Origin of the sequence: Sphingobacterium sp. UBA7253, from assembly GCF_002472745.1 — a bacterium.
Classification (GTDB): Bacteria; Bacteroidota; Bacteroidia; order Sphingobacteriales; family Sphingobacteriaceae; genus Sphingobacterium; species Sphingobacterium siyangense.
Genome location: NZ_DKSP01000028.1, coordinates 76,222 through 100,695, shown reverse-complemented (window position 1 = coordinate 100,695; position 24,474 = coordinate 76,222). Strand labels below are relative to the sequence as shown.

General features: G+C 38.9%; 39 protein-coding genes. 2 read left to right on the top strand and 37 right to left on the bottom strand.

All coding sequences use genetic code 11. The features are described from left to right. The first annotated feature begins 282 nt into the window (after nucleotides 1–282). Nucleotides 283–756, top strand: coding sequence for an Lrp/AsnC ligand binding domain-containing protein (locus B2X72_RS02360; protein ID WP_046674894.1), 474 nt, complete (start codon nucleotides 283–285; stop codon nucleotides 754–756). A 35-nt stretch (nucleotides 757–791) separates the two neighbouring features. Here B2X72_RS02360 and B2X72_RS02355 read toward each other — a convergent pair whose 3' ends face one another. From B2X72_RS02355 to rplC, 34 genes are all read right to left on the bottom strand, one after another. Beyond that, nucleotides 792–1,856 (bottom strand): M20 family metallo-hydrolase, encoded by a 1,065-nt coding sequence (locus tag B2X72_RS02355; protein WP_088160094.1) that lies wholly within the window; start codon nucleotides 1,854–1,856, stop codon nucleotides 792–794. After that, nucleotides 1,846–2,652 (bottom strand): pyrroline-5-carboxylate reductase, encoded by an 807-nt coding sequence (gene proC, locus B2X72_RS02350; RefSeq protein WP_075990881.1) that lies wholly within the window; start codon nucleotides 2,650–2,652, stop codon nucleotides 1,846–1,848. The genes B2X72_RS02355 and proC overlap by 11 nt, the downstream gene beginning before the upstream one ends. A gap of 27 nt (nucleotides 2,653–2,679) precedes the next feature. Further along, on the bottom strand, nucleotides 2,680–3,477 hold the full coding sequence (argB, locus tag B2X72_RS02345) for an acetylglutamate kinase (RefSeq protein WP_075990880.1): 798 nt from the start codon (nucleotides 3,475–3,477) through the stop codon (nucleotides 2,680–2,682). Between the two features lie 51 nt (nucleotides 3,478–3,528). Beyond that, nucleotides 3,529–4,491: an acetylornithine carbamoyltransferase gene (locus tag B2X72_RS02340; protein WP_075990879.1), complete on the bottom strand. Its 963-nt coding sequence runs from the start codon at nucleotides 4,489–4,491 to the stop codon at nucleotides 3,529–3,531. 144 nt (nucleotides 4,492–4,635) lie between these two features. Next, the gene (locus tag B2X72_RS02335) at nucleotides 4,636–5,781 is read right to left on the bottom strand and encodes an aspartate aminotransferase family protein (RefSeq protein WP_088160093.1); all 1,146 of its coding nucleotides are present in this window, start codon (nucleotides 5,779–5,781) and stop codon (nucleotides 4,636–4,638) included. 157 nt (nucleotides 5,782–5,938) lie between these two features. After that, complete coding sequence (gene rplQ, locus B2X72_RS02330; protein ID WP_088160092.1) at nucleotides 5,939–6,442, bottom strand: 50S ribosomal protein L17; 504 nt, start codon at nucleotides 6,440–6,442, stop codon at nucleotides 5,939–5,941. 108 nt (nucleotides 6,443–6,550) lie between these two features. After that, nucleotides 6,551–7,543 (bottom strand): DNA-directed RNA polymerase subunit alpha, encoded by a 993-nt coding sequence (locus B2X72_RS02325; protein WP_046674887.1) that lies wholly within the window; start codon nucleotides 7,541–7,543, stop codon nucleotides 6,551–6,553. Between the two features lie 96 nt (nucleotides 7,544–7,639). Continuing rightward, complete coding sequence (gene rpsD, locus B2X72_RS02320; protein ID WP_046674886.1) at nucleotides 7,640–8,248, bottom strand: 30S ribosomal protein S4; 609 nt, start codon at nucleotides 8,246–8,248, stop codon at nucleotides 7,640–7,642. 60 nt (nucleotides 8,249–8,308) lie between these two features. Then, nucleotides 8,309–8,698 (bottom strand): 30S ribosomal protein S11, encoded by a 390-nt coding sequence (gene rpsK, locus B2X72_RS02315; protein ID WP_046674885.1) that lies wholly within the window; start codon nucleotides 8,696–8,698, stop codon nucleotides 8,309–8,311. A gap of 10 nt (nucleotides 8,699–8,708) precedes the next feature. Then, nucleotides 8,709–9,086 (bottom strand): 30S ribosomal protein S13, encoded by a 378-nt coding sequence (gene rpsM / locus B2X72_RS02310; RefSeq protein WP_046674884.1) that lies wholly within the window; start codon nucleotides 9,084–9,086, stop codon nucleotides 8,709–8,711. A gap of 30 nt (nucleotides 9,087–9,116) precedes the next feature. After that, nucleotides 9,117–9,233 (bottom strand): type B 50S ribosomal protein L36, encoded by a 117-nt coding sequence (ykgO, locus tag B2X72_RS02305; protein WP_013665024.1) that lies wholly within the window; start codon nucleotides 9,231–9,233, stop codon nucleotides 9,117–9,119. 45 nt (nucleotides 9,234–9,278) lie between these two features. Continuing rightward, nucleotides 9,279–9,497, bottom strand: coding sequence for a translation initiation factor IF-1 (infA, locus tag B2X72_RS02300; RefSeq protein WP_002997456.1), 219 nt, complete (start codon nucleotides 9,495–9,497; stop codon nucleotides 9,279–9,281). Between the two features lie 74 nt (nucleotides 9,498–9,571). After that, entirely contained in the window at nucleotides 9,572–10,354 is a 783-nt protein-coding gene (gene map / locus B2X72_RS02295; RefSeq protein WP_046674883.1) for a type I methionyl aminopeptidase, read from the bottom strand. A 9-nt stretch (nucleotides 10,355–10,363) separates the two neighbouring features. Continuing rightward, nucleotides 10,364–11,701: a preprotein translocase subunit SecY gene (gene secY / locus B2X72_RS02290; protein ID WP_286848191.1), complete on the bottom strand. Its 1,338-nt coding sequence runs from the start codon at nucleotides 11,699–11,701 to the stop codon at nucleotides 10,364–10,366. A gap of 3 nt (nucleotides 11,702–11,704) precedes the next feature. Beyond that, nucleotides 11,705–12,151, bottom strand: coding sequence for a 50S ribosomal protein L15 (rplO, locus tag B2X72_RS02285; protein ID WP_070570400.1), 447 nt, complete (start codon nucleotides 12,149–12,151; stop codon nucleotides 11,705–11,707). Between the two features lie 119 nt (nucleotides 12,152–12,270). Then, nucleotides 12,271–12,450, bottom strand: a complete 180-nt coding sequence (rpmD, locus tag B2X72_RS02280; protein ID WP_046674880.1) for a 50S ribosomal protein L30 — start codon at nucleotides 12,448–12,450, stop codon at nucleotides 12,271–12,273. Between the two features lie 5 nt (nucleotides 12,451–12,455). Then, nucleotides 12,456–12,959 (bottom strand): 30S ribosomal protein S5, encoded by a 504-nt coding sequence (gene rpsE, locus B2X72_RS02275; protein WP_227550105.1) that lies wholly within the window; start codon nucleotides 12,957–12,959, stop codon nucleotides 12,456–12,458. Between the two features lie 27 nt (nucleotides 12,960–12,986). Continuing rightward, a complete protein-coding gene (gene rplR / locus B2X72_RS02270) occupies nucleotides 12,987–13,349 on the bottom strand; it encodes a 50S ribosomal protein L18 (RefSeq protein ID WP_172392455.1) in 363 nt (120 codons plus the stop codon). Further along, nucleotides 13,346–13,900, bottom strand: a complete 555-nt coding sequence (gene rplF / locus B2X72_RS02265) for a 50S ribosomal protein L6 (protein ID WP_088160090.1) — start codon at nucleotides 13,898–13,900, stop codon at nucleotides 13,346–13,348. Before rplF ends, rplR begins: the two co-directional genes overlap by 4 nt. Nucleotides 13,901–13,921: 21 nt before the next feature. After that, complete coding sequence (rpsH, locus tag B2X72_RS02260; RefSeq protein WP_223584601.1) at nucleotides 13,922–14,323, bottom strand: 30S ribosomal protein S8; 402 nt, start codon at nucleotides 14,321–14,323, stop codon at nucleotides 13,922–13,924. 136 nt (nucleotides 14,324–14,459) lie between these two features. Beyond that, complete coding sequence (rpsN, locus tag B2X72_RS02255) at nucleotides 14,460–14,729, bottom strand: 30S ribosomal protein S14 (RefSeq protein WP_028071569.1); 270 nt, start codon at nucleotides 14,727–14,729, stop codon at nucleotides 14,460–14,462. After that, nucleotides 14,722–15,291, bottom strand: coding sequence for a 50S ribosomal protein L5 (gene rplE, locus B2X72_RS02250; RefSeq protein ID WP_046674875.1), 570 nt, complete (start codon nucleotides 15,289–15,291; stop codon nucleotides 14,722–14,724). The genes rpsN and rplE overlap by 8 nt, the downstream gene beginning before the upstream one ends. After that, nucleotides 15,291–15,635 (bottom strand): 50S ribosomal protein L24, encoded by a 345-nt coding sequence (gene rplX / locus B2X72_RS02245; protein ID WP_070570406.1) that lies wholly within the window; start codon nucleotides 15,633–15,635, stop codon nucleotides 15,291–15,293. Before rplX ends, rplE begins: the two co-directional genes overlap by 1 nt. Nucleotides 15,636–15,637: 2 nt before the next feature. Continuing rightward, nucleotides 15,638–16,006: a 50S ribosomal protein L14 gene (rplN, locus tag B2X72_RS02240; RefSeq protein ID WP_046674873.1), complete on the bottom strand. Its 369-nt coding sequence runs from the start codon at nucleotides 16,004–16,006 to the stop codon at nucleotides 15,638–15,640. Between the two features lies 1 nt (nucleotide 16,007). Continuing rightward, nucleotides 16,008–16,262 carry a 30S ribosomal protein S17 gene (gene rpsQ / locus B2X72_RS02235; RefSeq protein ID WP_046674872.1) on the bottom strand — a complete coding sequence of 85 codons (255 nt, stop codon included), beginning with the start codon at nucleotides 16,260–16,262 and terminating at the stop codon, nucleotides 16,008–16,010. 14 nt (nucleotides 16,263–16,276) lie between these two features. Continuing rightward, nucleotides 16,277–16,495: a 50S ribosomal protein L29 gene (gene rpmC, locus B2X72_RS02230; RefSeq protein ID WP_046674871.1), complete on the bottom strand. Its 219-nt coding sequence runs from the start codon at nucleotides 16,493–16,495 to the stop codon at nucleotides 16,277–16,279. A gap of 92 nt (nucleotides 16,496–16,587) precedes the next feature. Continuing rightward, the gene (gene rplP / locus B2X72_RS02225) at nucleotides 16,588–17,010 is read right to left on the bottom strand and encodes a 50S ribosomal protein L16 (RefSeq protein WP_046674870.1); all 423 of its coding nucleotides are present in this window, start codon (nucleotides 17,008–17,010) and stop codon (nucleotides 16,588–16,590) included. Nucleotides 17,011–17,069: 59 nt separating this feature from the next. Further along, nucleotides 17,070–17,861 (bottom strand): 30S ribosomal protein S3, encoded by a 792-nt coding sequence (gene rpsC / locus B2X72_RS02220; protein WP_075990875.1) that lies wholly within the window; start codon nucleotides 17,859–17,861, stop codon nucleotides 17,070–17,072. Between the two features lie 11 nt (nucleotides 17,862–17,872). Continuing rightward, entirely contained in the window at nucleotides 17,873–18,307 is a 435-nt protein-coding gene (gene rplV / locus B2X72_RS02215) for a 50S ribosomal protein L22 (RefSeq protein WP_070570408.1), read from the bottom strand. Between the two features lie 6 nt (nucleotides 18,308–18,313). Beyond that, nucleotides 18,314–18,580: a 30S ribosomal protein S19 gene (gene rpsS / locus B2X72_RS02210; protein WP_002997495.1), complete on the bottom strand. Its 267-nt coding sequence runs from the start codon at nucleotides 18,578–18,580 to the stop codon at nucleotides 18,314–18,316. Further along, on the bottom strand, nucleotides 18,580–19,407 hold the full coding sequence (rplB, locus tag B2X72_RS02205; protein WP_046674867.1) for a 50S ribosomal protein L2: 828 nt from the start codon (nucleotides 19,405–19,407) through the stop codon (nucleotides 18,580–18,582). Before rplB ends, rpsS begins: the two co-directional genes overlap by 1 nt. A gap of 6 nt (nucleotides 19,408–19,413) precedes the next feature. Further along, nucleotides 19,414–19,704, bottom strand: coding sequence for a 50S ribosomal protein L23 (gene rplW / locus B2X72_RS02200; RefSeq protein WP_075990874.1), 291 nt, complete (start codon nucleotides 19,702–19,704; stop codon nucleotides 19,414–19,416). A gap of 1 nt (nucleotide 19,705) precedes the next feature. Continuing rightward, complete coding sequence (gene rplD, locus B2X72_RS02195; protein ID WP_075990873.1) at nucleotides 19,706–20,335, bottom strand: 50S ribosomal protein L4; 630 nt, start codon at nucleotides 20,333–20,335, stop codon at nucleotides 19,706–19,708. Between the two features lie 5 nt (nucleotides 20,336–20,340). Beyond that, nucleotides 20,341–20,958 (bottom strand): 50S ribosomal protein L3, encoded by a 618-nt coding sequence (gene rplC / locus B2X72_RS02190; protein ID WP_046674864.1) that lies wholly within the window; start codon nucleotides 20,956–20,958, stop codon nucleotides 20,341–20,343. A gap of 339 nt (nucleotides 20,959–21,297) precedes the next feature. Between rplC and B2X72_RS02185 the strand changes: the two genes are divergently transcribed. Further along, entirely contained in the window at nucleotides 21,298–21,768 is a 471-nt protein-coding gene (locus B2X72_RS02185) for a DinB family protein (RefSeq protein ID WP_075990872.1), read from the top strand. Nucleotides 21,769–22,106: 338 nt separating this feature from the next. Here the strand turns inward: B2X72_RS02185 and B2X72_RS02180 are convergent, their stop codons facing one another. From B2X72_RS02180 to B2X72_RS02170, 3 genes are all read right to left on the bottom strand, one after another. Beyond that, complete coding sequence (locus B2X72_RS02180; protein ID WP_075990871.1) at nucleotides 22,107–23,060, bottom strand: helix-turn-helix transcriptional regulator; 954 nt, start codon at nucleotides 23,058–23,060, stop codon at nucleotides 22,107–22,109. 142 nt (nucleotides 23,061–23,202) lie between these two features. After that, nucleotides 23,203–23,556 carry a DUF7674 family protein gene (locus B2X72_RS02175; RefSeq protein WP_088160088.1) on the bottom strand — a complete coding sequence of 118 codons (354 nt, stop codon included), beginning with the start codon at nucleotides 23,554–23,556 and terminating at the stop codon, nucleotides 23,203–23,205. Nucleotides 23,557–23,714: 158 nt separating this feature from the next. Then, nucleotides 23,715–24,350, bottom strand: a complete 636-nt coding sequence (locus tag B2X72_RS02170) for a hypothetical protein (protein ID WP_088160087.1) — start codon at nucleotides 24,348–24,350, stop codon at nucleotides 23,715–23,717. Nucleotides 24,351–24,474 lie beyond the last annotated feature (124 nt).

Below are 24,474 nucleotides of genomic sequence, written 5' to 3'. Positions count from 1 at the left end.
CTGTTTTTCCTACTTCTAAAAAAGGCAATACTAAATTAATTTATCATAATCTTGATATTAAACATGAAAACAATCACTTAACCTATAATAAGATCATCATGAAACAATTATAATCACTTTCAATCAAAAACATATAACATTATCAATATGAATAAGTATTTTTTATTAAATTTACATCTATAAACCGAAAATTCTTAGTAATTTTGAAATAAATTTAATTATTTTAGCTATTGGTCAGATCTTGATGCAACGACCAATTAATGAACACAAAAACCATTGTTAATGGAAAATCAATATGCAAACTATGATCTAGACAATTTGGATATCCAAATCTTGTCTATTCTAATGAACGATGCCTCTATTCCTTATACAGAAATAGCAAAAAAGCTAATTGTATCAGGTGGTACAATTCACGTTAGAATGAAGAAGATGGAAGAACTAGGTATCATTAGAGGGTCAAATCTAATTATCAATCCTCAAAAAGTCGGATTTGATATCACGGCCTTTTTGGGTATCTATCTTGAAAAAGGTTCACAATATGCAGATGCGGTAGATAAATTGAAAGAAATCAAAGAAGTGGTCGAATTACACTATTGTACTGGCCAATACAGTATTTTTGCAAAAATTATCTGTAGAGATACAGTTCACCTGAGAAAAGTATTGAATGAAGATATTCAATCCGTACCAGGGATTCAACGTACCGAGACGATCATCTCTCTTGAGGAGAGTATCAAACGTCAAATCAGCTTAGTCTAGTATAAAAAAAGCTTCCATTTTTATGGAAGCTTTTTTTATACTATCTTTTCTAACATTGCGATATAGAGATCGATCCCTGCTCTAATTTCATCGATATAGATAAACTCATCTGCCATATGCGACCGCGCGCTATTGCCAGGTCCCAGCTTCAGAGAAGGGACAGGAATAAGAGCCTGATCGCTCATCGTCGGTGAACCATATACTTTACGTCCCAGTAGAATGCCTGCTTTGACGATTGGATGCGTTTCAGGAATAGAAGAAGACTTCAGGCGCGTCGATCTCGCTGTGACCTCTGATTTTACATGAGACTTGATAATATCCAACGTCTCTTCATTCGAATAAGCATCTGTGGTTCTGACATCGACAACAAAGTTACAAGTAGCCGGTACCACATTGTGCTGTGATCCCGCCTGAATCACGGTTACCGACATCTTAATTGGGCCTAAAGTTGAAGAAGTCCTTTCAAATGTATAATTTTGAAACCATTCAATATCCTTGATCGCTTTATAGATAGCATTATCGCCCTCATTACGTGCGGCATGTCCAGCAGTTCCTAAAGCGGTACAATCCAACACCATCAGCCCCTTTTCTGCAATTGCCAAATCCAATAAGGTAGGTTCACCCACAATTGCAAAATCAATTGGACCGATATCATCCAAAACAGATTCTACACCGTTCTTACCTGAGATCTCTTCTTCAGCACTGGCGACCAGACAGAAGTTATACTTCAACTCCGTCTGCTGGTAAAAATACAAAAATGTAGCTATCAATGATACCAAACAGCCCCCAGCATCATTGCTTCCCAATCCGAACAATTTACCTTCCTCTACAGTTGCTGCCAAAGGATCTCTCGTATAACCCGTATTTGGTTTAACTGTATCGTGATGCGAATTAAGCAATATCGTAGGTTTAGTGATATCATAATGGGCGTTATACACCCAGACATTATTGCCTTTCCGATGTGTTTTTATATCACGCTCCTGAAAGAAGCGATCAATTAAATCTGCCGTGAACTCTTCCTCTTTACTTAAAGACGACAGTCCAATTAATTGTTTTAAAAGGGCCAGCGCATCTTCAAATAGACGCTGTTTATCCTTCATGGTATAGTCCTCCTGCTTTATCCGCAGACAGTTTAATTCCCTTTATAAAAGCAGAACTAAAACCGTTATGTTCCATTTCGTTCAATCCCGCTATTGTACATCCCTTTGGTGACGTCACCTTATCAATCTCTCCTTCTGGATGAGCATTGGTATGCAATAGCAAATCAGCAGCGCCTTTTGCAGTTTGAACTGCCATTTTTAATGCGTCATGCGCATGAAATCCGATTTCAACTCCACCTTGTGAAGCCGCGCGAATAGCACGCAGGAAGAACGCAATACCGCAGGCACACAATGCCGTTGCCGATGTCATCAGGTCTTCATTAATGACAACCACTGAACCAACAGTTTCAAACATCTTCTCAACCTCCTTCAAACTATCGTCCGAAGCATTGTCGCTGGCGATACAAGTCATTGATTGAGCTATTGCTATTGCTGTGTTGGGCATTGCCCGTATAACTGTGGCATCTGCACCCAACTCTGCTTTCAAATCAGCACAAGAGACTCCTGACACAATAGAGACAAAAATCTGATTTGTCTTGTCAATGACTGGAGCGACTTCCACCAATACCTTTTTTAGTTGTTGAGGTAGTATTGCGAAAACAACAATATCAGCCCCCTTTACAGCGAGCCTATTATCATTACTTACTGAGAAGCCCTGGCTCGCTTCTTCGGCCAGTGCATTCAAATTTCTCCTCGTCAATGTAATATCGGCAGCATTGGCAAATTCACTTTTTACAAGTCCTTTTGCCAAAGAAAGACCGATATTACCGCTTCCGATAATGGTGACCTTTTTCATAGCGATCGTTGGGTTTAGGTTAGATTTTTATTTTAATGTCAAGCAAGTGCCAAATTGTCCTTGTTGAAACAAATGCAAATTATTAGCATTTCCAATATAGACCTCTTGAACACCTTTATTTATAGCATTGAATGCATTTTGCAACTTAGGAATCATCCCGTCATTCACCACGCCGGATTCCTTAAGATGTTCAAACTCTTCTGACTTAATCGTTGGGATTACTGAATTCTCATCTGTTACATCGCGCAAAACGCCGTTCTTCTCAAAACAATAAACCAGAGAAGTTTCATATAATGAAGCCAAAGACACCGCCAATGAAGAAGCTATAGTATCCGCGTTGGTATTGAGCAATTGTCCAAGGCCATTGTGTGTAATAGCTGAAAACACAGGAACAAACCCTGCTTCCAAAAACTTCTTGATGGCCAGGGTATTTACAGAGTCATGCAACAAATCACCTACAAAGCCATAATCGATATCTTTTACAGGACGCTTTATAGCTTTTATGACATCCCCATCAGCTCCGGTTAATCCGACGGCATCGCATTTCAAATTTTGCAACTTAGCAACGATTGTCTTGTTTGTCAATCCAGCGTATACCATTGTTACAATGCGTAACATTTCCTCATTTGTCACACGACGCCCTTCTATCATTTGGGCTTCAATTCCAAGTTCACTAGCCAGGCGAGTCGCTATTTTACCACCGCCATGTACAAGAATCTTTTTCCCTGACAATGCAGAGAACTTTTCCAAAAAAGAATCCAATTGGCGTTCATCATCAATAATATTCCCGCCAATTTTAATTATATTTAATACACTATTAGCCATTACGCAACTTTTCCCAATAAAAATAGTTTTTCAATAATCTATAGGATTGGACTATGCCAAATCCTCTAACATACGTTTCAAAACAACCTGAGCAGCCCATACACGGTTGCTAGCCTCTTTAATCACGAGTGAATTTGGTCCATCTAAAATCTCAGAAGACAATTCAAGATCTCTTCTTACTGGCAAACAATGCATTACTTTGGCATCATTCGTCAAATTGAGCTTCTTGTTATCCATCATCCAATCTTCATCAACACCATATACCTCGCCATATTCTTGATAAGAAGACCAGTTTTTCACATAGACAAAATCAGCATTCTTTAAACTTTCTTCAAGATTATTAGATATGGTTGCTCCAGCGGTAAATTCTTCACTTAACTCATAGCCCATAGGTTGAGCTATCGTAAAATCAACCAATCCCTCTTCTTGTGCTTTGCACATCCATTCTGCGAAAGAATTAGGTACCGCTTGAGGTAATGCCTTAACATGCGGAGCCCAAGCCAATACCACTTTCGGCTTTTCAGTCTTCTTGTACTCAGTGATGGTAATCATATCTGTCAAACTCTGCAGTGGATGGCGTGTTGCACTCTCTAAGGAAACAACAGGAACACCACAGTACTTAATGAATTTGTTGAACAGGTCTTCACTATAATCCTCTTCACGATCTTTCAATTTTGGAAAGGAACGAAGTCCCAAAATATCACAATACTCACCCATAACAGCAGCGGCCTCGCGAATATGTTCAACAGTTGTCCCGTTCATCACAACACCATCCTGTGTTTCAAGCGCCCAACCATCTTTATCCATATTCATGACCATCACATTCATGCCCAAATTCATTGCCGCTTTTTGTGTGCTCAGACGCGTACGCAAACTCGGATTCAAAAATACAAGTCCCAACGTTTTATGTTGACCAAGGTCCTGATTGTCATATGGTGCCGCTTTCAAAGCTAACGCTTCTTGAACAACGTCCGCTACACTAGACACATCCTTAACAGAGAAAAACTTTTTCATCTATATTTATTTATTCGAGTGCATTTTCAACGAGCAATCAATAGGCCCGTCACACTCAGTATATATTCTAACTACTACAGCGCAATCAAATTTACATGAGCCAATGTGTGGCTATTGGATAATTTGATCGACAGCTTTAAGGTTCTATGCAACCGTTACTGCTTTGATATGTGCTTTCAATGCCGATAAAAACTGATCAGCATGATCTTTCGTAATATTCAAAGCAGGCAACAAGCGAATCACAAAAGGCTTAGCCTCCCCTGTAAAGATACGGTTCTTTACCAAGAGATCTTTCTTCACATGGGCCAAAGATTCAGGTAGTTCTATACCGATCATTAATCCTCGGCCTCTCACTTCGACAATTTCCTCGATTTGCTTAAGCTCATCAATAAGATATTGTCCGACTTGAGCCGCATTCTCCATCAGTTTATCTTGTTGGATAATCTCCAATACAGCCAGTGCGGCAGCACATGCGAGATGATTGCCACCAAATGTCGTCCCCAAACTCCCGTAAGTCGCTTTAAATTTGGGCGATATACTGATTGCACCAATTGGAAAACCATTGCCCATACCTTTTGCCATCGTGTAAATATCGGCTTCAACGCCTGAATAGTCCTGCGCATAGAATAAGCCTGTTCTTCCATACCCACATTGCACTTCGTCCGCAATAAACACAGCATTATATTGATCACAAAGAGAGCGAATCAACTGAAGAAACGATACTGACGCTTCTCTGATTCCACCTACGCCCTGGATACTTTCTACGATAACAGATGAAATTTCATTACCATATGATGCGAAAGCCTCAGTCAAAGCCGCTTCATCATTGAAAGGAAGAAATACAATATTATCGGTCTCGTTGACGGGAGCCACGATACTCGGGTTATCTGTTGCCGCTACGGCCAATGAGGTTCTTCCATGAAACGCTTTTGAAAACGCTATGACTTTTTTTCGCTTATTGTAAAAAGATGCCAGCTTCAATGCGTTTTCATTTGCTTCCGCGCCAGAATTGCAAAGAAATAAATCATAATCAACCTTTCCCGAAACTTCCCCTAACAATCGGGCAAGTTCACGCTGAATTGGAATCTCGACAGAGTTGGAATAGAACCCAATACGGTTCAATTGTTCTGTGATGCGTTGTACATAATGTGGGTGCGTGTGTCCGATCGATATCACAGCATGGCCACCATACAAGTCCAAGTAAGCATTTCCTTCGGCATCCCACACCGTTGATCCATTAGCCTTTACTATGTTAATGGGATTAATGGGATAAACATCAAATGGTTTCATCTTAATGAATTATAGATTGATAAACGAAATAGCTAGTAATAGAAAAAGCTATCAGATTTTAGCAATACAAATATATTAGTTATAACGGTAGGAATGGTCATAAAATAAAAAAAGCCCCCTTAAAAAGAGGACTTTTTTATGCTAGATCAGAAGAAGACTATTCTCCGTCTACTTTTTCTTCACCTTCTACTTCAGCTTTAACTTCTGCAGGAGCTTCAGTTTCAGCAGTAGTAGCTTTTTTAGCACCACCACGACGACGAGTAGCTTTTTTCTCAGCAGCAGCAGCTTTTTTACCGTAGATTTCGTTGTAATCAACTAGTTCGATGAAAGCCATTTCCGCGTTATCACCTAAACGGTTTTCCATTTTAATGATACGAGTGTAACCACCTGGACGGTTAGCTACTTTTTCAGAAATTTCGCGGAATAAGATAGAAACAGCGTCTTTATCTTTCAAATAAGCGAATACTGTACGACGAGAGTGTGTTGTGTCGTTTTTAGATTTAGTAATCAAAGGCTCAACATACGTACGTAAAGCTTTAGCTTTAGCCAAAGTAGTTGTAATACGTTTGTGTAGGATTAATGATGTTGCCATGTTAGCCAACATTGCTTTTCTATGGCTATCCGTACGGCCTAAGTGATTTACTTTTTTTCCGTGTCTCATTTTGATTTTATTATACTAATCGTACCGTTTTTGTATATGTCATTTATGTGAACATCACATATCCAGACAGCCAAAAGGAATTACGACTAGTGGTCGCTTAATAAATTATTATTCTTCGTCTAATTTGTATTTTGCCAAGTTCATTCCGAATGATAAACCTTTCGATTTAACCAACTCTTGGATTTCGCTTAACGATTTTTTACCGAAGTTTCTGAATTTCAACATATCAGCTACGTCATAAGTTACCAACTCAGCCAATGTGCGAATATCCGCAGCTTTCAAACAGTTCAATGCGCGAACTGAAAGATCAAGATCTACTAATTCTGTTTTCAAGATCTTACGCATATGTAAGATTTCTTCATCAACAACTTTAGTTTCTTCTTTCGTTTGAGACTCAAGAAGCATATTCTCATCAGAGAATAAAATAAAGTGTTGAATTAAGATCTTAGCAGCTTCTTTCAAAGCTTCTTCGGGGTGAATTGAGCCATCAGTAGAGATATCCAACAACAATTTCTCGTAGTCAGTCTTTTGCTCTACACGGTAATTCTCAATGGTATATTTAACATTCTTGATCGGAGTAAAGATCGAATCGATTGCGATAACACCTACTGGAGCATCAACAACTTTATTCTCATCAGCATTTACGTATCCACGACCTTTGGCAATACTCAATTCCAATTCAATTGTCACTGAATTATCCATGTTACAGATTACCATGTCTGGGTTTAAGACCGTAAAGTTATTAGAGAATTTTGTGATATCACCAGCTAAGAATTGCTCTTGACCATTGATTACTACAAATACCTTTTCGTTGTCACCAATCTCACCTGTTTTTTTGAAACGAATTTGTTTCAAGTTCAAGATAATTTCAGTTACGTCTTCAACAACACCTTTGATCGTTGAAAATTCGTGCGAAACGCCAGAAAACCTTATCGACGTAATTGCATATCCTTCTAAAGAGGACAATAGAATACGGCGCAAAGCATTACCAATGGTTACACCAAAACCAGGCTCCAATGGACGAAATTCAAACGTACCATCAAAATCCGTAGATTTTTGCATGATAACTTTATCCGGTCTTTGAAATGCTAAAATTGCCATTTATTTTCTTTTAATGTTTTATTTGTAATAATAATTGTAATACAATAGAAGATGCATACCCCAAAAATTGGACTATGCATTCTTCTATTTTATTTATTATTTAGAGTATAACTCAACGATTAAGTTCTCTTTGATGTTTTCAGGAATGTCAGCTCTTTCTGGATAGCTTAAGAAAGTACCTGTCAATTCTTTCGCATTCCACTCTAACCAAGAAAATTTGTTTACAGTACGACCTGCAACTGAATTTGTGATGGCTTCAAGTGTTTGAGAACGTTCACGAACTGCTACAACGTCACCTGGACGCAAGCTATATGATGGAATGTTAACAACTTCGCCGTTAACAGTAACGTGTTTATGGGATACCAACTGACGAGCAGCGGCACGAGAAGTAGCGATACCTAAACGGTAAACTACGTTATCCAAGCGAGCTTCTAACAATTTCAAGAAGATCTCACCTGTAATACCTTGTTTAGAGGCAGCTTTAACAAATAAGTTTGAGAACTGACGCTCCAATACACCGTAAGTGTATTTTGCTTTTTGTTTTTCTAACAACTGAATAGCATATTCAGATTGTTTACCTCTGCGTTTAGAAGCTCCATGTTGTCCAGGAGGGTAATTTTTCTTTTCTAACGCTTTATCTGGGCCGAAGATCGGCTCTCTAAATTTACGGGCAATTTTGGACTTAGGTCCTGTATATCTAGCCATTTTCTTTTACAATTAAAGTATCTATCAGCCTATAGCCGATGAATCTTATCTTTAAATTAATTAAACTCTTCTGCGTTTTGGAGGACGACAACCGTTGTGAGGAAGTGGAGTGATATCTTTGATAGTAGTCACATCGATTCCTACTGTTTGCAATGTTCTGATTGCCGATTCACGACCAGCACCAGGTCCTTTAACAAACACTTCAACTTTACGTAAACCCAAGTCGTGAGCAACTTTTCCACAGTCTTGTGCAGCTTGACCAGCAGCGTATGGAGTGTTCTTTTTAGAACCACGGAAACCCATTTTACCAGCACTAGACCAAGAAATAGTTTGACCTTGATTATTTGTCAAAGTTACAATGATATTGTTAAACGTTGCGTTAATGTGAGCCTGACCTACAGGTTCGATAACAACGATACGCTTTTTTGCAGCTTTTTTAGTTTTAGCCATTTCTTATTTATTATTTAGTAGCTTTTTTCTTGTTTGCAACTGTCTTACGTTTACCTTTACGAGTACGTGAGTTGTTTTTAGTACGTTGACCACGAACTGGTAAGTGTTTACGGTGACGCAATCCACGGTAACAACCGATATCCATTAAACGTTTGATGTTTAATTGAATTTCAGAACGCAATGCACCTTCCACTTTCAATTCGTCGTTAATGATGGTACGAATTGCTGCCAATTGCTCATCATTCCACTCTTGTACCTTCACATCTTCGCTGATACCAGCTTTTTCCAAGATATATTCAGCTCTTGTACGACCGATACCAAAAATATAGGTAAGGCCGATCACACCTCTTTTGTTTTTAGGTAAATCAATACCTGCTATCCTTGCCATATAATATTAAGCTATTATTTTTTTAATGAATTAACCCTGACGTTGTTTAAACTTTGGGTTCTTTTTGTTGATTACAAAAACTTTACCTTTACGACGGATGATCTTACAGTCCGCGCTACGTTTTTTTATTGATGCTCTTACTTTCATGATATTTATTTTTTCAAAAGCTTGCGCTAATACAAGGGCTTACAGCTATTTATAGCGATAAGTAATCCTTCCTTTAGTCAAATCATACGGAGACATTTCCAATTTAACTTTATCACCAGGTAAAATTTTGATATAGTGCATGCGCATTTTACCAGAAATATGGGCAATGATTTCATGTCCATTTTCCAACTCTACCCTAAACATAGCATTAGAAAGTGCCTCTCTAATTATACCGTCTTGTTCTATTGAGGCTTGTTTAGCCATATATTCTCGATTAAATTTAATTTAAAAGCCTGCGAACAGGAGTGCAAAGATAAATAAAAATAATTGAAAACCAACTACTTTTTGTTCAAAACTTTCTCTACATGTTCGAATGTCAGCAACACATCTGGTTCTCCTTTTCGGATTGCAACCATCTGTTCGAAGTGCGCCGATAATTTCCCATCCACTGTACTTACTGTCCAACCATCATCCCAAAAACGAACACCCGCACGCCCCGCATTGATCATCGGTTCGATACAAATAACCAAACCTTCTTCCAATTTAGGACCAGCACCTCGTTTTCCATAATTAGGAACCTCAGGTTTTTCATGTAAGTGATAACCAACTCCGTGTCCAACCAGCTCGCGAACAATTCCGAATCCGAATTTGCTCACATACTCCTGAACAGCTGAAGAAATATCCCCAACACGTTTACCAGCCACCGCCTGTTCAACACCTTTGTACAATGATTCCTTTGTTACATCCAATAACAACTGTGCTTCCTCAGATATTTCACCTACACCAAAGGTGTATGCGGAATCACTGATAAAGCCGTTCAGATTGACACCACCATCGACCGAAACAAGATCTCCATCTTTAATTTCATAATCACTTGGAAAGCCGTGTACAATTTGATCGTTGACAGATATACACAAAGAATATGGAAATCCCTGATAATTTAAGAACGCAGGCGTCCCGCCGTTATCATGAATATACTCATAAGCTAATTTATCAAGAGATATAGTCTTTACCCCAGGTTTAATCACTTTTGCGATTTCACCAAGCAATTGCGAAAGCACATCTGCTGACTTCCGCAATTGCTCTATATCTTCTGCTGACTTATAAAATACTTTAGACATCTAAAGAAATTAAATTGCCGAATGATCCATTCCCTCAACAGACGCGGCCGAACGACCTTTAATACGACCTGTTTTCATTAATCCATCGTAATGACGCATCAATAAATGAGATTCGATCTGTTGCAAAGTATCCAACACCGCACCTACTAAAATCAATAATGACGTACCACCGTAGAAGTGCGCAAATTGATTATTAATACCAAACAAACTTGCAATAGCAGGTAGAATAGCAATGATCGCTAAGAAAATTGCACCTGGAAATGTAATATTTGATATTACGCGGTCTATAAAATTACTAGTTTCCAATCCCGGTTTAATACCCGGTACAAAACCTCCGTTCTTCTTCATGTCGTCCGACATCTGTTGTGGGTTCACCATAATCGCTGTATAGAAAAACGTAAATGCGATAATTAACACCGCAAATGTCACGTTATATGCTACAGACGTATAGTTACTCAACGAAGTCAAAAATTCCGACTGAAGATTTGGGAAGAACTGTCCTAAACTCATTGGCACAAACATGATTGCCTGCGCAAAAATGATAGGCATTACACCTGCAGCATTTACCTTTAACGGTATATACTGACGTACTCCACCGACTTGCTTGTTTCCAACGCTTTTCTTCGCGTATTGTACAGGGATCTTACGAACACCTTGTACGATCAAGATCGTAAAGATCACAACAAAGAACAAAGCTACAAATTCAAGCAACAATGGAATTGGACCACCACCACCTTTCGCCATTCTAGAAACCCATTCCGCAGTGATACCACTTGGCAATTGAGCGATAATACCAGTCATGATGATCAAAGAAATACCATTACCGATACCTTTATCAGTAATTTTTTCCCCTAACCACATCACAAATAAAGTACCGCCTGTCAAAACTATAGCAGTTAGAATAGTGAATAATGGGTCAGCTATTGTCTTAGCACTTGGCTCGATTTGAGTACGTACATAAGCAAAAGCCTGAAGCAAAGTAATCCCTAAAGTTAAATAGCGAGTAATTTGATTCATTTTTTGACGACCACTTTCCCCTTCCTTCTGCATCTTTTGGAAGTAAGGAACCGCGATGCCCAGCAATTGAACAACAATGGATGCCGAGATATATGGCATTACCCCTAAAGCAAAGATAGCCGAACGAGAGAAAGATCCCCCCGCAAACATATCCAGTAAGCCCAATAAACCCTCTTTTTGACCAGAGGCCAAAGCATGAGGATTTACACCTGGTAATACCACGTGACATCCAATACGGTAAATCAAAAGAAAAAGTAAGGTATTTAGAATACGCGTACGTAAATCATCGATTTTCCAAATATTGGTTAAGGTTGTGATTAGTTTCTTCATTTATTAAATTTTAACGATAGAACCGCCTGCAGCTTCAATAGCTTTTTGAGCAGAAGCAGTAAACGCGTGCGCTGTTACTTCAACTTTAGCTTTCAATTCACCGCGACCCAAGATTTTAACTTTGTCATTTTTAGACACTAAACCATGAGCTTTCAATGCGTCGAAATCTACAGCTGTTAAATTGTGTTTCTCGATCAACGCTTGTAAAGTATCTAGGTTTACACCATTGTACTCAACACGGTTGATGTTTTTGAAACCAAATTTAGGCACACGACGTTGCAAAGGCATTTGACCACCTTCGAAACCGATTTTCGTAGAGTGACCTGAACGAGAACCAGCACCTTTGTGACCACGCGTTGAAGTACCACCACGACCAGAACCAGTACCACGGCCAATACGTTTGCTACTTTTTACTGCACCTTTTGCAGGTTTTAAATTACTTAAGTTCATTTTTAAACTAAATTGTGCTAGCCCTTCGCTCTCACTAAACAGGTACTAGCGATTAAAAAATAATGATTATTAATAACAAGTAATGGAAGAAGCCCAAAGACCTCTTCCATATGCTAATATTAAATAGTTTCGATAGCTACTAAATGGTTTACTTTACGTACCATTCCAATAATTGATGGAGTAGCTTCAACTTCTACTGAGTGGTTGATTCTTTTCAAACCCAATGCCTCAATAGTTTTCTTTTGGCGCTCGCTTCTGTCGATAACGCTCTTTATCTGGGTGATTTTGATTTTTGCCATGATAATTAACCGTTAAATACTTTATTCAAATCGACACCGCGGTGTTGTGCTACTGTATACGCATCACGCATTTCTGCTAAAGCAGTTACAGTTGCTTTTACCACGTTGTGTGGGTTAGAAGAACCTAATGATTTAGCCAATACATCTTTGATACCAGCAGACTCCAATACTGCACGCATTGCACCACCTGCTAAAACTCCCGTACCACCTACAGCTGGTTTAATCAAAACTGAACCACCAGAATATTTACCATATTGCGCGTGAGGAACAGTACCTTTGATAATAGGAACTTTTACCAAATTTTTCTTTGCGTCATCGATACCTTTCGTGATTGCTTCAGTTACCTCTTTAGCTTTACCTAAACCGTAACCTACGATACCGTTTTCATCACCTACTACAACAATTGCAGAGAAGCTGAAAGTACGACCACCTTTAGTAACTTTAGCTACACGTTGGATACTTACTAAGCGATCTTTTAATTCAATTTCGCTTGATTTTACTCTTTTTATATTGCTTAATGCCATTTCTTTCTATGATTAAAAGTCTAAACCGCCTTCGCGAGCACCTTCAGCCAAAGATTTGATACGGCCATGGTATAAGTACCCATTACGGTCAAAAACTACTTTATTAATACCTGCTGCTACTGCTTTTTCAGCCACCAATTTACCTACAGCTTTAGATTGATCAACCTTGTTACCAGATGCAACAAACTCTTTTGACAAGCTAGATGCAGCAACTAATGTTTTACCTGCATTGTCATCAATGATTTGCGCATAGATACCTTTGTTACTTCTAAAAACCGATAAACGTGGACGTTCAGACGTTCCAGCAAGGTTTTTTCTGATTCCTTTTTTGATTCTCTCTCTACGAGATGCTTTTTGTCCTGCCATGATTATTATTTTTTAGCTGATTTACCTGCTTTTCTTCTCAATACTTCACCTGCAAACTTAACACCTTTTCCTTTGTAAGGTTCTGGTTTACGGAAGCCACGGATTTTAGCCGCTACCTGACCGATCAATTGTTTGTCAGCACACTCTAAAGTGATTGTAGGGTTTTTACCTTTGTCAGCAGTAGTTGATACTTTAACCTCGTTTGGCAATACAAAAACAATCTGGTGAGAGAAACCTAAAGTTAACTCTAATACATTACCAGTACTTGAAGCACGGTAACCTACACCGACTAACTCTTGCGTAGTTTTGTAACCTTCAGTCACACCGTGAACCATGTTAGCCAACAGGGAGCGGTATAGACCGTGTAATGCTTTGTGTTTCTTTTGATCAGTTGGACGTGTTACAACGATATTGCCCTCTTCTTGAGCAATCGTGATGTCACGGTCAACTTGTTGTGTTAATTCGCCTTTAGGACCTTTTACTGAAACTAAGTTTTTGTCCGAAATAGTAACAGTTACCCCAGCAGGGATAGCGATAGGCGCTTTTCCAATTCTTGACATTTCTTTGTGCTTTTACCTAGATTAATAAACGTAACATAAAACTTCACCACCAACATTTTGAAGTCTAGCTTCTTTATCTGTCATTACACCTTTCGATGTTGACAAGATAGCAATACCTAAACCGTTCAAAACACGAGGCATAGTATCAACGCTTGCATACTTTCTTAAACCAGGTTTACTCACACGTGTCAACGTACGAATAGCCGGAATTTTGCTAATTGGATTATATTTCAATGCGATTTTGATCGTACCCTGTACGCCATTCTCATCGAATTTGTAATTAGCAATGTAACCTTTATCAAAAAGAACTTTAGTGATCTCTTTTTTTAGGTTCGATGCAGGAATTTCAACAACCCTGTGGTTGGCCTTGATGGCATTCCTTACTCGTGTAAGGTAATCCGCAATTGGATCTGTAGTCATTATATATGAAAATTTGTGACAGCGGTTTCCCTCCCAACCATTGGTATGGGACCTTCTATCTGTTAAACAATTTTAAAATGCAAAAACCCCGGCAATCCTCAGTTGAATTGCCCGGGCAAAATTAAGTATTTTTTTTTAATTACCAAGAAGCTTTTTTCACCCCTGGGATTTTGCCATCTAAAGCCATCTCACGGAAAGTCACACGAGAGATACCGAATTGACGCATATATCCTTTAGGACGGCCAGTCAATTTACAACGATTGTGTAAACGTACTGGAGAAGCATTTTTAGGTAATTTATCTAATGCAACGTAATCGCCAGCAGCTTTTAATTCTGCACGTTTTGCCGCATATTTAGCTACCAATTTAGCGCGTTTTACTTCGCGTGCTTTTAATCCTTCTTTAGCCATTGTTATTAGTATTTTGATTTTTAAATGGTAAACCGAATTGTTTCAACAATTCTAAAGCCTCAACATCATTTTGAGCAGAAGTCACGAAAGTGATATCCATACCTTGGATCTTGTTGATTTTATCAATGTTGATCTCAGGGAAAATGATTTGCTCAGTGATACCTAAGTTATAGTTACCACGTCCGTCGAAACCTTTATCGTTGATACCGCGGAAGTCACGAATACGTGGAAGCGATACTGCTACCAAACGATCCAAGAATTCAAACATATTGTTGTCACGTAAAGTAACACGTGCCCCTACAGGCATACCTTTACGTAATTTAAAGTTTGAAATATCTTTTTTCGATTTTGTAGCAACGGCTTGTTGACCTGTGATTAAAGTCAACTCAGCGATAGCGTTATCGATTAATTTTTTGTCAGCTGTTGCAGCTCCTACGCCTTGTGAAACAACGATTTTCTCAAGTTTAGGAACCTGCATAATACTTTTATACTGAAATTTTTCTTGAAGTGCTTTACGGATTTCTTCCGCATATTTCACTTTTAATCTTGGTACGTAAGTCATTATTTAATTTCCTCCCCTGATTTTTTAGCGTAACGAACTAATTTACCATCTGCATTTAACTTACGACCTACACGTGTAGTTGCACCTGTTTTAGGATCGATAACAGCTAAATTAGAGATGTGAATACCAGCTTCTTTCTCAATGATACCACCATTAGGATTAGCTGCACTTGGTTTAGTGTGTTTTTTTACGATGTTAGCGCCCTCAACGATAGCTCTATTTTTATCCACTAAAACAGTTAATACTTTTCCTTGAACACCTTTAGAGTTACCAGCGATAACTTTCACTAAATCACCTTTTTTAATTTTGATTTTGTGCGTAGTTGTTTTTGTTTTCTGTGCCATAATTATAAAACCTCCGGTGCTAATGATACAATTTTCATGAACTGTTTCTCACGCAACTCTCTGGCAACAGGGCCAAAGATACGTGTACCACGTGGTTCATCATTATTATTTAATAATACAGCGGCGTTGTCATCGAAACGGATATATGAACCATCTTTACGACGGATTTCCTTTTTCGTTCTAACCACTACTGCTTTAGAAACGGAACCTTTTTTCACGTTTCCTGAAGGCATAGCGCTTTTCACCGATACAACAATCTTATCTCCGATTGATGCATAACGCTTGCGCGTACCGCCCAATACACGGATTACTAAAACTTGTTTAGCACCGCTATTGTCAGCTACATTAAGTCTTGATTCTTGTTGTACCATGTTATTTAGCTCTTTCTATAATTTCTACTAATCTCCAGTTTTTTGTTTTACTCAGCGGACGAGTTTCCATGATTAATACCGTATCGCCGATACCGCAGGTATTAGTTTCGTCATGAGCTTTAAATTTAGTAGTTTTTTTAACGAACTTACCATAGATCGGGTGTTTCACTTTACGTTCCACTGATACCACGATAGATTTGTCCATCTTGTTGCTAACTACTAAGCCGATTCTTGTTTTTCTTAAATTTCTTTCCATTTCGACTTTAAATTTTACGCCTCAGAGGCTGTTTCATTTTTAGCTGCAGCTTTGCGTGCACTGATCTCTGTACTGATACGAGCGATAGTTTTGCGTGCTGCTTTGATCACGTTAGGGTTCTCAATAGCTGAAACAGCATGTGCAAATTTCAATTTTGTAAGGGCTGTTTTCTCTTCTACAAGACGAGCTTTTAAGTCCTCATTAGATAATTCTAAAATTTCTGAATTTTTCATGTTTTTTCAGTTGTTATTTGGGTTATCATCGCTTTATATATAGCGTTAGGGGTAACGGCCCTAACGCTTAAATGATGACATTACCAAGATTTTTATGCTTCAACGTAGTCTCTACGAATCACAAACTTAGTTTGAACCGGAAGTTTTTGCGCTGCAAGGCGTAAAGCTTCTTTGGCAATTTCCAAAGGCACACCTTCTGCTTCAAATAACATACGGCCTGGGCGTACTACTGCTACCCAGTATTCTGGAGCACCCTTACCTTTACCCATACGTACCTCTGCAGGTTTTTTCGTAACAGGTTTGTCAGGGAAAATACGAATCCAAACTTGACCTTCACGTTTCATATAACGTGTAACCGCAATACGAGCTGCCTCGATTTGACGACTAGTGATCCATGCTTGCTCCATTGTTTTGATACCGAAAGAACCGAAAGCTAACTCCGCTCCACGAGAAGCGTTACCTTTCATGCGGCCTTTCTGCATCTTTCTGAACTTCGTTCTTTTTGGCTGTAACATGTTCGTATACTTTTTAAATCTGCTTTTTCAGCAGGTTTTTGTTGTAATCTAAATAACTATTAATCTTTTTTCGGACCACGGTTGTTTCCACCACGGTTTCCACCACGGTTGTTTCCACCGCGACCACCTTTGTTGTTACGGTTGTCACGACGCTCGCCACCACCTTCGTGGTTGCCACGTGATTTTACACCAGATGCTTGACCAATGTTTGGAGATAAGTCACGTTTACCGTAAACCTCACCTTTACAGATCCAAACTTTGATACCGATTTTACCGTATGTAGTCAATGCTTCAGCTAAAGCGTAGTCGATATCAGCACGCAATGTGTGTAAAGGAGTTCTTCCTTCTTTGTATTGTTCAGTACGCGCCATTTCAGCACCACCTAAACGACCAGAACACATGATTTTGATACCTTCTGCACCCATACGCATGGTAGAAGCGATTGAAGTTTTCATTGCACGACGGAATGAAATACGTGCCTCTAATTGTTTAGCGACACCTTCAGCTACTAACTTAGCATCTAACTCAGGGCGTTTGATCTCGAAAATGTTGATTTGAACATCCTTTTTAGTCAGTTTTTTCAACTCTTCTTTGATCTTGTCAACTTCTTGACCACCTTTACCGATAACGATACCTGGACGAGCAGTGTGAATTGTAACAGTGATACGTTTTAAAGTTCTTTCGATAACAACTTTAGCTACACCACCTTTTGCAATACGAACAGAAAGATATTTTCTGATTTTTTCGTCTTCAACTAATTTATCGGAATAGTTTTTACCTCCGAACCAGTTAGAATCCCAACCTTTGATGATTCCTAATCTGCTACCTATTGGATTTGCTTTTTGTCCCATTTCTCAATAAATTAGTTTTGTTCAACGTTTAATTTGCTATCAACTACCAACGTAACGTGATTTGAACGTTTACGAACTCTGTATCCGCGACCTTGAGGAGCTGGACGCAATCTTTTCAATTGACGACCGCCACCTACTGATACTTCTTTTACAATTAGTTCGCTTTCTTCCACTGATTTACCTTCGTTTTTGGCTTCCCAGTTTTTGATTGCAGATAATAATAATTTTTCTACACGAGCAGCAGCTTCTTTACTTGAGTGTTTCAAAATGTATAATGCATTTTCAACACGTTGACCGCGAATTAAGTCTACCACTAAACGCATCTTACGAGGCGAAGTAGGGCAGTTCAATAATTTGGCATCCGAAGCTCCTCCTTTTTGAGCTTTCTCTTGCTCTTTGCGTTGTCTAATTAAGACAGACTTTTTAAGTTTTTTTGTTGCTTCCATTACCTATTATTTTTTCTTTTCTGCGTGGCCTCTGAATGTACGCGTAGGCGCGAATTCACCAAGCTTGTGACCTACCATATTCTCTGTTACATAAACAGGGATAAATTTATTCCCGTTGTGCACTGCGAAGGTATGGCCAACAAAATCAGGTGAAATCATTGATCTACGAGACCATGTTTTGATAACTGACTTTTTGTTAGTTTCATTCATAGAAAGAACTTTTCTTTCTAAGTTGTGATCGATATAAGGACCTTTTTTAATTGAACGAGCCATTATTTTTTCCTTCTCTCAATGATGTAACGATTCGATGTTTTCTTCTTGTAACGTGTTTTGAAGCCTTTAGCTAATACACCTGTACGTGAGCGTGGGTGACCTCCTGAAGTACGGCCTTCACCACCACCCATAGGGTGATCTACTGGGTTCATCGCAACACCACGAACTCTTGGACGACGACCTAACCAACGTTTGCGACCTGCTTTACCTAACACTTGGTTAGATCTTTCATGGTTCGATACTGAACCAATTGTAGCAACACAAGTCAATAAGATCATACGTGTTTCGCTCGAAGGCAATTTGATGATGGCATATTTACCATCACGAGCAGACAATTGAGCATAAGTACCAGCCGAACGAGCAATTGAACCACCTTGACCAGGATTTAATTCAATGTTGTGGATGATAGAACCCAATGGAATGTTTGCTAATGGTAATGTATTACCAACTTCTGGGGCAACTTTATCACCTGCGATTACAGTTTGACCAACTACTAAACCAGCTGGAGCAAGGATGTAACGTTTTTCACCATCAGCGTAATGCAACAAGGCAATACGAGCAGTACGGTTTGGATCGTACTCGATAGTAGCTACTTTTGCAGGGATATCTTTTTTATCGCGTTTGAAATCAATTAATCGGTATACTTTTTTATGTCCCCCACCGAGATAACGCATAGTCATTTTACCGGAGTTATTACGACCGCCTGATTTCTTGTTGATTTTTACTACTAACGATTTTTCAGGAACGTTTGTAGTAACATCAGAGTAGTCAGCGCCTACTCTAAAACGAGTACCAGGGGTTACCGGTTTGAATCTTTTAACTGCCATTTTTTATTATATAGTACTGTAAAAGTCAATAGTTTCGCCGTCTTTAATAGTAATGACAGCCTTTTTATACTTAGGAGCTCTACCAGATACGAAACCTGCTTTTGTGTAACGGCTTTTTGCTTTACCAGCTACTACTGCAGTGTTTACAGCAAGAACTGTAACACCAAACATAGCCTCAACAGCTGCTTTAATCTGGATTTTGTTTGCTCTGTGATCTACTTTGAAAGCGTAACGGTTTAATTTCTCCGTTAACATAGAAGCTTTCTCAGTCAAGATAGGTTTTTTAATAATTTCCATATTACTTAGCTAATGCTTCCTCCAAAGATTTAACAGAATCTGTAGTCAACAATAATTTTGTTGCGTTCAATACATCATATGTATTTAAATCAGATGCAACAATAACTTTTGCTTTTTTCAAGTTTCTGCTTGATTTATAAACAATTTCATCGTAAGCTGGCAATACCAACAATGTTTTCTCATCAGCTACATTCAACGCATTGATTAAAGCAACATAGTTTTTAGTTTTGATAGCATCGAATTTTACTTCATCCAATACCACAATGTTATTATCTTTTGCTTTGTAAGACAATGCTGATTTACGTGCTACTTGTTTCAATTTTTTGTTCAATTTGAACGAGTAGTCACGAGGTTGAGGACCGAATACACGACCACCACCATTAAACAATGGAGATTTGATAGAACCCGCACGAGCACCACCAGTACCTTTTTGTTTGTGTAATTTACGAGTAGAACCCGCGATTTCGTTACGTTGTTTAGATTTGTGAGTTCCTTGGCGTTGGTTCGCTAAGTATTGTTTCACATCCAAATAGATCGCATGATCGTTAGGCTCTAACCCAAATACCGACTCAGGAAGTTGCACCTTGGCACCTGTTTCTTTACCTGATAAATTTAAAACTTTAACTTCCATCTCTACTATTTGTCTACGATTACATAAGAACCTTTAGCTCCTGGAATGGAACCACTAACAACGATAAGGTTTTGCTCAGCGTAAACTTTCAACACCTGTAAGTTTTGAACTTTAACTCTGTCACCACCTGTACGACCAGCCATGCGCATACCTTTGAATACGCGTGAAGGCCATGATGAAGCACCTAATGAACCTGGAGCACGTAATCTGTTGTGCTGACCGTGAGTCGCACCACCTACACCACCAAATCCATGACGTTTCATTACACCTTGGAAACCTTTACCTTTTGAAGTACCGACTACATCTACGTACTCACCTTCTTCAAAAAGAGTAACGTCAACTACGTCACCAAGTTGTTTTGCATCTGGGAAAGTTTTAAACTCTACCAACTTACGCTTAGGCGTTGTGTTTGCTTTCGCAAAGTGCCCTTTCAAAGGAGCTGTCGTGTTTTTCTCCTTAGCTTCGTCGAAACCAAGTTGAATTGCCGAGTAGCCATCCTTTTCTTCCGTACGTATCTGCGTAACCACGCACGGCCCGGCCTGAATCACTGTACAAGGAATATTTTTCCCATCAGCGTTAAACAGGCTCGTCATTCCTACTTTTTTTCCAATAATACCTGACATGTTGTAAATTAATTAATTAAAAGTCCTTCGAAGCAGTAGGGCTTCGCTCAAGACATACTATTCCCATTAAGGGACTGCAAAGTTACAAACATTTTTATAACTGTCAAATAATTAGTGAATTATTTTTTTTATTTTCTAGATCTTTTCTTTATCCGCGTCAAATTTCCGAATAATACCTATCCAGCTCTCCGCTCCGATTAAATCACCTCCAGAAAAATAAAATTACTTGCATTTATTTCTGCTGCCATACAGTTGTCACAGATCACCCTAATTTTGAACTATCGTACAACGCAGAAGGCGATGTATTGCTTACTATAAAAACTTTAAAATACGAGAATCATGAAAACAGAAATCATTTCCAAAAACGAGCTACTTCAGCATTGGTTAGGCCACAGAAACCTGACAAGACAGACTATTGAAAAATTTCCAGAAGAAGGATTGTTCAATTACAAAGTAGAAGGCATGCGCACTTTTGCAGATATGATTAAGGAGCTATTAGGTATTGCTGCGCCAGGTCTCCAAGAAATTGTCACCAACAAGAGCGGCGAACTCAATGAGAATCTCAGTTATTCGACCAAAGCACAATTGCTTCAGGCCTGGGATGAAGCTACTCCTCAGATCAGTGAATTGTTCAATCAAATTCCAGAAGAACGCTTTGCCGAAGAATTCAACCTATTCGGCCAGTACAAATCGCCAGTCATTCACAGCATCCTTTATTTTATCGATAATGAAATCCACCACCGTGGCCAAGGATTTGTTTATCTAAGATTACTTGGTATAGAACCTCCATTTTTTTGGGAAAGAGGGTAGTTAGTCACCTCCTCAAAAACTCATACTCGCACCGATTATCCATTGCGCCGATCTTGAGTCCGTGTTATTCCCACTATTTGAGCATCCTTCGATTTCTATTCGCCCCTCTTTCTGGTCTGATTCGTGCCCTATCGCACATAAATGCGGGGTGAGAAAGAAGTACAACCGTGGTGACTCCGAGTTAAACTCGGAGTCACCACGGACTCATGTCAGACTCACCGCGGATACAAGCTTACTCTGACACGAAGCAGGCTCGAACAGATACCGAAGGCATATCGAATCTCTGCATCCGCAGTTGCTCAAAAAACAACTGTAAATTAGGTTATGGATAGTATCTTTTAGATTTGTTCCAAAGCCGATGAAAGCAGACGCTTTACGACCTCTTTTAACGATTCGGGTTCAATAATTGTTCCTTTATCAGCAAACATCAGATACCAGCGCGCAAAGCCGTTCTCCATATTAATGCATTCGAAATGCATCTCTACATAATTATCGGTGACAGTTTCCTTTTGGAAACCAAAATAGTGACGATCCCATTCCATATAGCGGGCCATATCCTTATCTACTTGCACAACGACTTTTGTCGTGGGAACGTCATGACGTTTATTCAGAAAGAAAGATAACTCGGGATGCTCTTTTCCAAAATCTTCGGCAAGTATTCTAATATTGTTTATTCTGTCCAAACGGAATTGCCTGTAATCTTGTCGTAATCTACAAAAAGCGAGGACATACCAAAACTTGCTCTCCACAAAAATACCCACAGCTTCGATTTCACGCCTTTCTGGAGTTTTATCCGAAGGTTTGGAATAATAGATTTCCACACATTTTTTAGCAGCGATGCTTTCGATCAGTATATTGGTGCCATGGGTTAGCTTCTCATTGAATTGATGACGCCCACCGCGCACCAGAAAGTTATCCCCAACTAAGGCTACCTGTTCTTTTTCGTTACCCCGTAATATGGCTTTCATTTTTAGCAATGCTGTTGTAAAATGATGCGCAAGATTCCGATCTGTATACTTTTCCACCAGTTTCTCCGCTGCCACAAAACTCAATGCCTCCTCTCGGGTAAATTGCAGAGGTGGCATTTTATATCCCTCCACCAAAGAATAACCGCTTCCCGCTTCACCGTAAATCGGAATCCCTGCTTGCATCAGGGATCTGATATCACGATAAATCGTACGCGGACTTACTTCATAGCGTTCTGCCAAAGCAGCAGCAGTGACCACAGGTTTAGCCTGTAGATGCATATAAATAGCAAGTATGCGGTCGAATCTCTTTTGAATATCGGTCATTGGGATAAAAGTACAACAAAAAATACACCGATTTAAGCTTTAAAGTGCAAAGTTAGCTCTCAAACATAATGATAATTCGCTATTCGAAAACTACAATTACAACTATCATATTCTAAATTCATATCCATAGTCCAATCTTAATTTAACCAGGTATTTTTTTCCGATCGTGTAACTTCCAGTAACCATGAGCTCTTCTTAAGGTTCCAACTAGCTTCTGTTTAAATTTGGGTGTACCTGAGAAGTCTAATTTCTCTAAAAAGCTAATAAAAATTGTATTCTGTACCTTCTTATCAACCAAAGGCAAATTTTCGTTAAGAAAAGCTACCACAGCATCAAATAGATCTGAGTTGTCATCATCTATAGCTTTCTGAATATACCGTTTAAGACTTCCCATTTGTAAAGTAATAGAAAAACTATAATCTTCATCCAGAATTTCTTCTTCTAAATTTGGAAATATCCTAATCAAATCGGCGATAAATAAATCTTTATTTTTCATAGCACAATATCAAAACATATTATTCATATATCTTCTAGCTCTATTTAAGTTGAATAATCTCAAAAATGGCAAAGCTTTAAATTATAAAGCCTTGCCACTAATCTTATCTTTGCACATAACATCTTTCTAAGCCAGCTTATGGATTCCGTCGAAAACAACTATATAACCCCACAATAGATGGAATTCGAGAAGTCTCCCTCCAGTGTATCCCACACACCAACATAAACATGGAGATCACCTGTTTTTCTGCTTATCTCCTCAAATTGCAACGAGCAGGTGCCCTGATTGACATTGGCAATAGAGGTTCTTAGATGCGACTCGGCATCTAAGCTTATCAATCCCAGATTGATTTTATATATGCTACTTTTATACTGATCATCTACAGTCCAGCTAAGATCAATCTGGTCGCCATCCAAGCTTACTTGACAGTTGGCTAATGGGGTAAGCGGACCCGAAAACAGCAATAGCTTTTCAAGGTTAACAAAAGGCTTATTCTCTTCATCTAATTCAAGAGTTTCTTTAAAAATGTGGCGCTGTGCCAATTGGAAAGCACCTACACGACTTCCCTTTTTCGCTAGAGACTGATAGCCAAACTCAAGAATTCTTTTATTCCATGCGGCAAACTTACCTGCAATTTTCTGTTTTTCTCTATTTAATAGCTCGGCCTCGCTAGGCGGAGACGTTCGTTTTCTTTTACCGCCGCGTATGATATTTTGGCCATTCAATAGGTAAGCATTCACCGAACCAAATTTCCCAACAATAGGGCCGTTCGGACCATTTTGTAAAATTGCCATAAAGTTTCTCTCCTTTTGTTTATAATTAATTGGTATATAAATTATTACCAAGATAACACCAAATTCCCTATTAAAAGAGGAGTAACACTATTTTTACTAGGGATTAGCAGGGGGTTAACAGGGG

Excerpts from the sequence above, each read along its gene's own strand:
- B2X72_RS02360 (WP_046674894.1), top strand. The coding sequence starts at position 283 with ATGGAAAATCAATATGCAAACTATGATCTAGACAATTTGGATATCCAA.
- B2X72_RS02355 (WP_088160094.1), bottom strand. The coding sequence starts at position 1,856 with ATGAAGGATAAACAGCGTCTATTTGAAGATGCGCTGGCCCTTTTAAAA.
- proC (WP_075990881.1), bottom strand. The coding sequence starts at position 2,652 with ATGAAAAAGGTCACCATTATCGGAAGCGGTAATATCGGTCTTTCTTTG.
- argB (WP_075990880.1), bottom strand. The coding sequence starts at position 3,477 with ATGGCTAATAGTGTATTAAATATAATTAAAATTGGCGGGAATATTATT.
- B2X72_RS02340 (WP_075990879.1), bottom strand. The coding sequence starts at position 4,491 with ATGAAAAAGTTTTTCTCTGTTAAGGATGTGTCTAGTGTAGCGGACGTT.
- B2X72_RS02335 (WP_088160093.1), bottom strand. The coding sequence starts at position 5,781 with ATGAAACCATTTGATGTTTATCCCATTAATCCCATTAACATAGTAAAG.
- rplQ (WP_088160092.1), bottom strand. The coding sequence starts at position 6,442 with ATGAGACACGGAAAAAAAGTAAATCACTTAGGCCGTACGGATAGCCAT.
- B2X72_RS02325 (WP_046674887.1), bottom strand. The coding sequence starts at position 7,543 with ATGGCAATTTTAGCATTTCAAAGACCGGATAAAGTTATCATGCAAAAA.
- rpsD (WP_046674886.1), bottom strand. The coding sequence starts at position 8,248 with ATGGCTAGATATACAGGACCTAAGTCCAAAATTGCCCGTAAATTTAGA.
- rpsK (WP_046674885.1), bottom strand. The coding sequence starts at position 8,698 with ATGGCTAAAACTAAAAAAGCTGCAAAAAAGCGTATCGTTGTTATCGAA.
- rpsM (WP_046674884.1), bottom strand. The coding sequence starts at position 9,086 with ATGGCAAGGATAGCAGGTATTGATTTACCTAAAAACAAAAGAGGTGTG.
- ykgO (WP_013665024.1), bottom strand. The coding sequence starts at position 9,233 with ATGAAAGTAAGAGCATCAATAAAAAAACGTAGCGCGGACTGTAAGATC.
- infA (WP_002997456.1), bottom strand. The coding sequence starts at position 9,497 with ATGGCTAAACAAGCCTCAATAGAACAAGACGGTATAATTAGAGAGGCA.
- map (WP_046674883.1), bottom strand. The coding sequence starts at position 10,354 with ATGTCTAAAGTATTTTATAAGTCAGCAGAAGATATAGAGCAATTGCGG.
- secY (WP_286848191.1), bottom strand. The coding sequence starts at position 11,701 with ATGAAGAAACTAATCACAACCTTAACCAATATTTGGAAAATCGATGAT.
- rplO (WP_070570400.1), bottom strand. The coding sequence starts at position 12,151 with ATGAACTTAAGTAATTTAAAACCTGCAAAAGGTGCAGTAAAAAGTAGC.
- rpmD (WP_046674880.1), bottom strand. The coding sequence starts at position 12,450 with ATGGCAAAAATCAAAATCACCCAGATAAAGAGCGTTATCGACAGAAGC.
- rplF (WP_088160090.1), bottom strand. The coding sequence starts at position 13,900 with ATGTCAAGAATTGGAAAAGCGCCTATCGCTATCCCTGCTGGGGTAACT.
- rpsN (WP_028071569.1), bottom strand. The coding sequence starts at position 14,729 with ATGGCTAAAGAAGGATTAAAAGCACGCGAAGTAAAACGCGCTAAATTG.
- rplE (WP_046674875.1), bottom strand. The coding sequence starts at position 15,291 with ATGACTTACGTACCAAGATTAAAAGTGAAATATGCGGAAGAAATCCGT.
- rplX (WP_070570406.1), bottom strand. The coding sequence starts at position 15,635 with ATGGCACAGAAAACAAAAACAACTACGCACAAAATCAAAATTAAAAAA.
- rplN (WP_046674873.1), bottom strand. The coding sequence starts at position 16,006 with ATGGTACAACAAGAATCAAGACTTAATGTAGCTGACAATAGCGGTGCT.
- rpsQ (WP_046674872.1), bottom strand. The coding sequence starts at position 16,262 with ATGGAAAGAAATTTAAGAAAAACAAGAATCGGCTTAGTAGTTAGCAAC.
- rpmC (WP_046674871.1), bottom strand. The coding sequence starts at position 16,495 with ATGAAAAATTCAGAAATTTTAGAATTATCTAATGAGGACTTAAAAGCT.
- rplP (WP_046674870.1), bottom strand. The coding sequence starts at position 17,010 with ATGTTACAGCCAAAAAGAACGAAGTTCAGAAAGATGCAGAAAGGCCGC.
- rpsC (WP_075990875.1), bottom strand. The coding sequence starts at position 17,861 with ATGGGACAAAAAGCAAATCCAATAGGTAGCAGATTAGGAATCATCAAA.
- rplV (WP_070570408.1), bottom strand. The coding sequence starts at position 18,307 with ATGGAAGCAACAAAAAAACTTAAAAAGTCTGTCTTAATTAGACAACGC.
- rpsS (WP_002997495.1), bottom strand. The coding sequence starts at position 18,580 with ATGGCTCGTTCAATTAAAAAAGGTCCTTATATCGATCACAACTTAGAA.
- rplB (WP_046674867.1), bottom strand. The coding sequence starts at position 19,407 with ATGGCAGTTAAAAGATTCAAACCGGTAACCCCTGGTACTCGTTTTAGA.
- rplW (WP_075990874.1), bottom strand. The coding sequence starts at position 19,704 with ATGGAAATTATTAAAAAACCTATCTTGACTGAGAAAGCTTCTATGTTA.
- rplD (WP_075990873.1), bottom strand. The coding sequence starts at position 20,335 with ATGGAAGTTAAAGTTTTAAATTTATCAGGTAAAGAAACAGGTGCCAAG.
- rplC (WP_046674864.1), bottom strand. The coding sequence starts at position 20,958 with ATGTCAGGTATTATTGGAAAAAAAGTAGGAATGACGAGCCTGTTTAAC.
- B2X72_RS02185 (WP_075990872.1), top strand. The coding sequence starts at position 21,298 with ATGAAAACAGAAATCATTTCCAAAAACGAGCTACTTCAGCATTGGTTA.
- B2X72_RS02180 (WP_075990871.1), bottom strand. The coding sequence starts at position 23,060 with ATGACCGATATTCAAAAGAGATTCGACCGCATACTTGCTATTTATATG.
- B2X72_RS02175 (WP_088160088.1), bottom strand. The coding sequence starts at position 23,556 with ATGAAAAATAAAGATTTATTTATCGCCGATTTGATTAGGATATTTCCA.
- B2X72_RS02170 (WP_088160087.1), bottom strand. The coding sequence starts at position 24,350 with ATGGCAATTTTACAAAATGGTCCGAACGGCCCTATTGTTGGGAAATTT.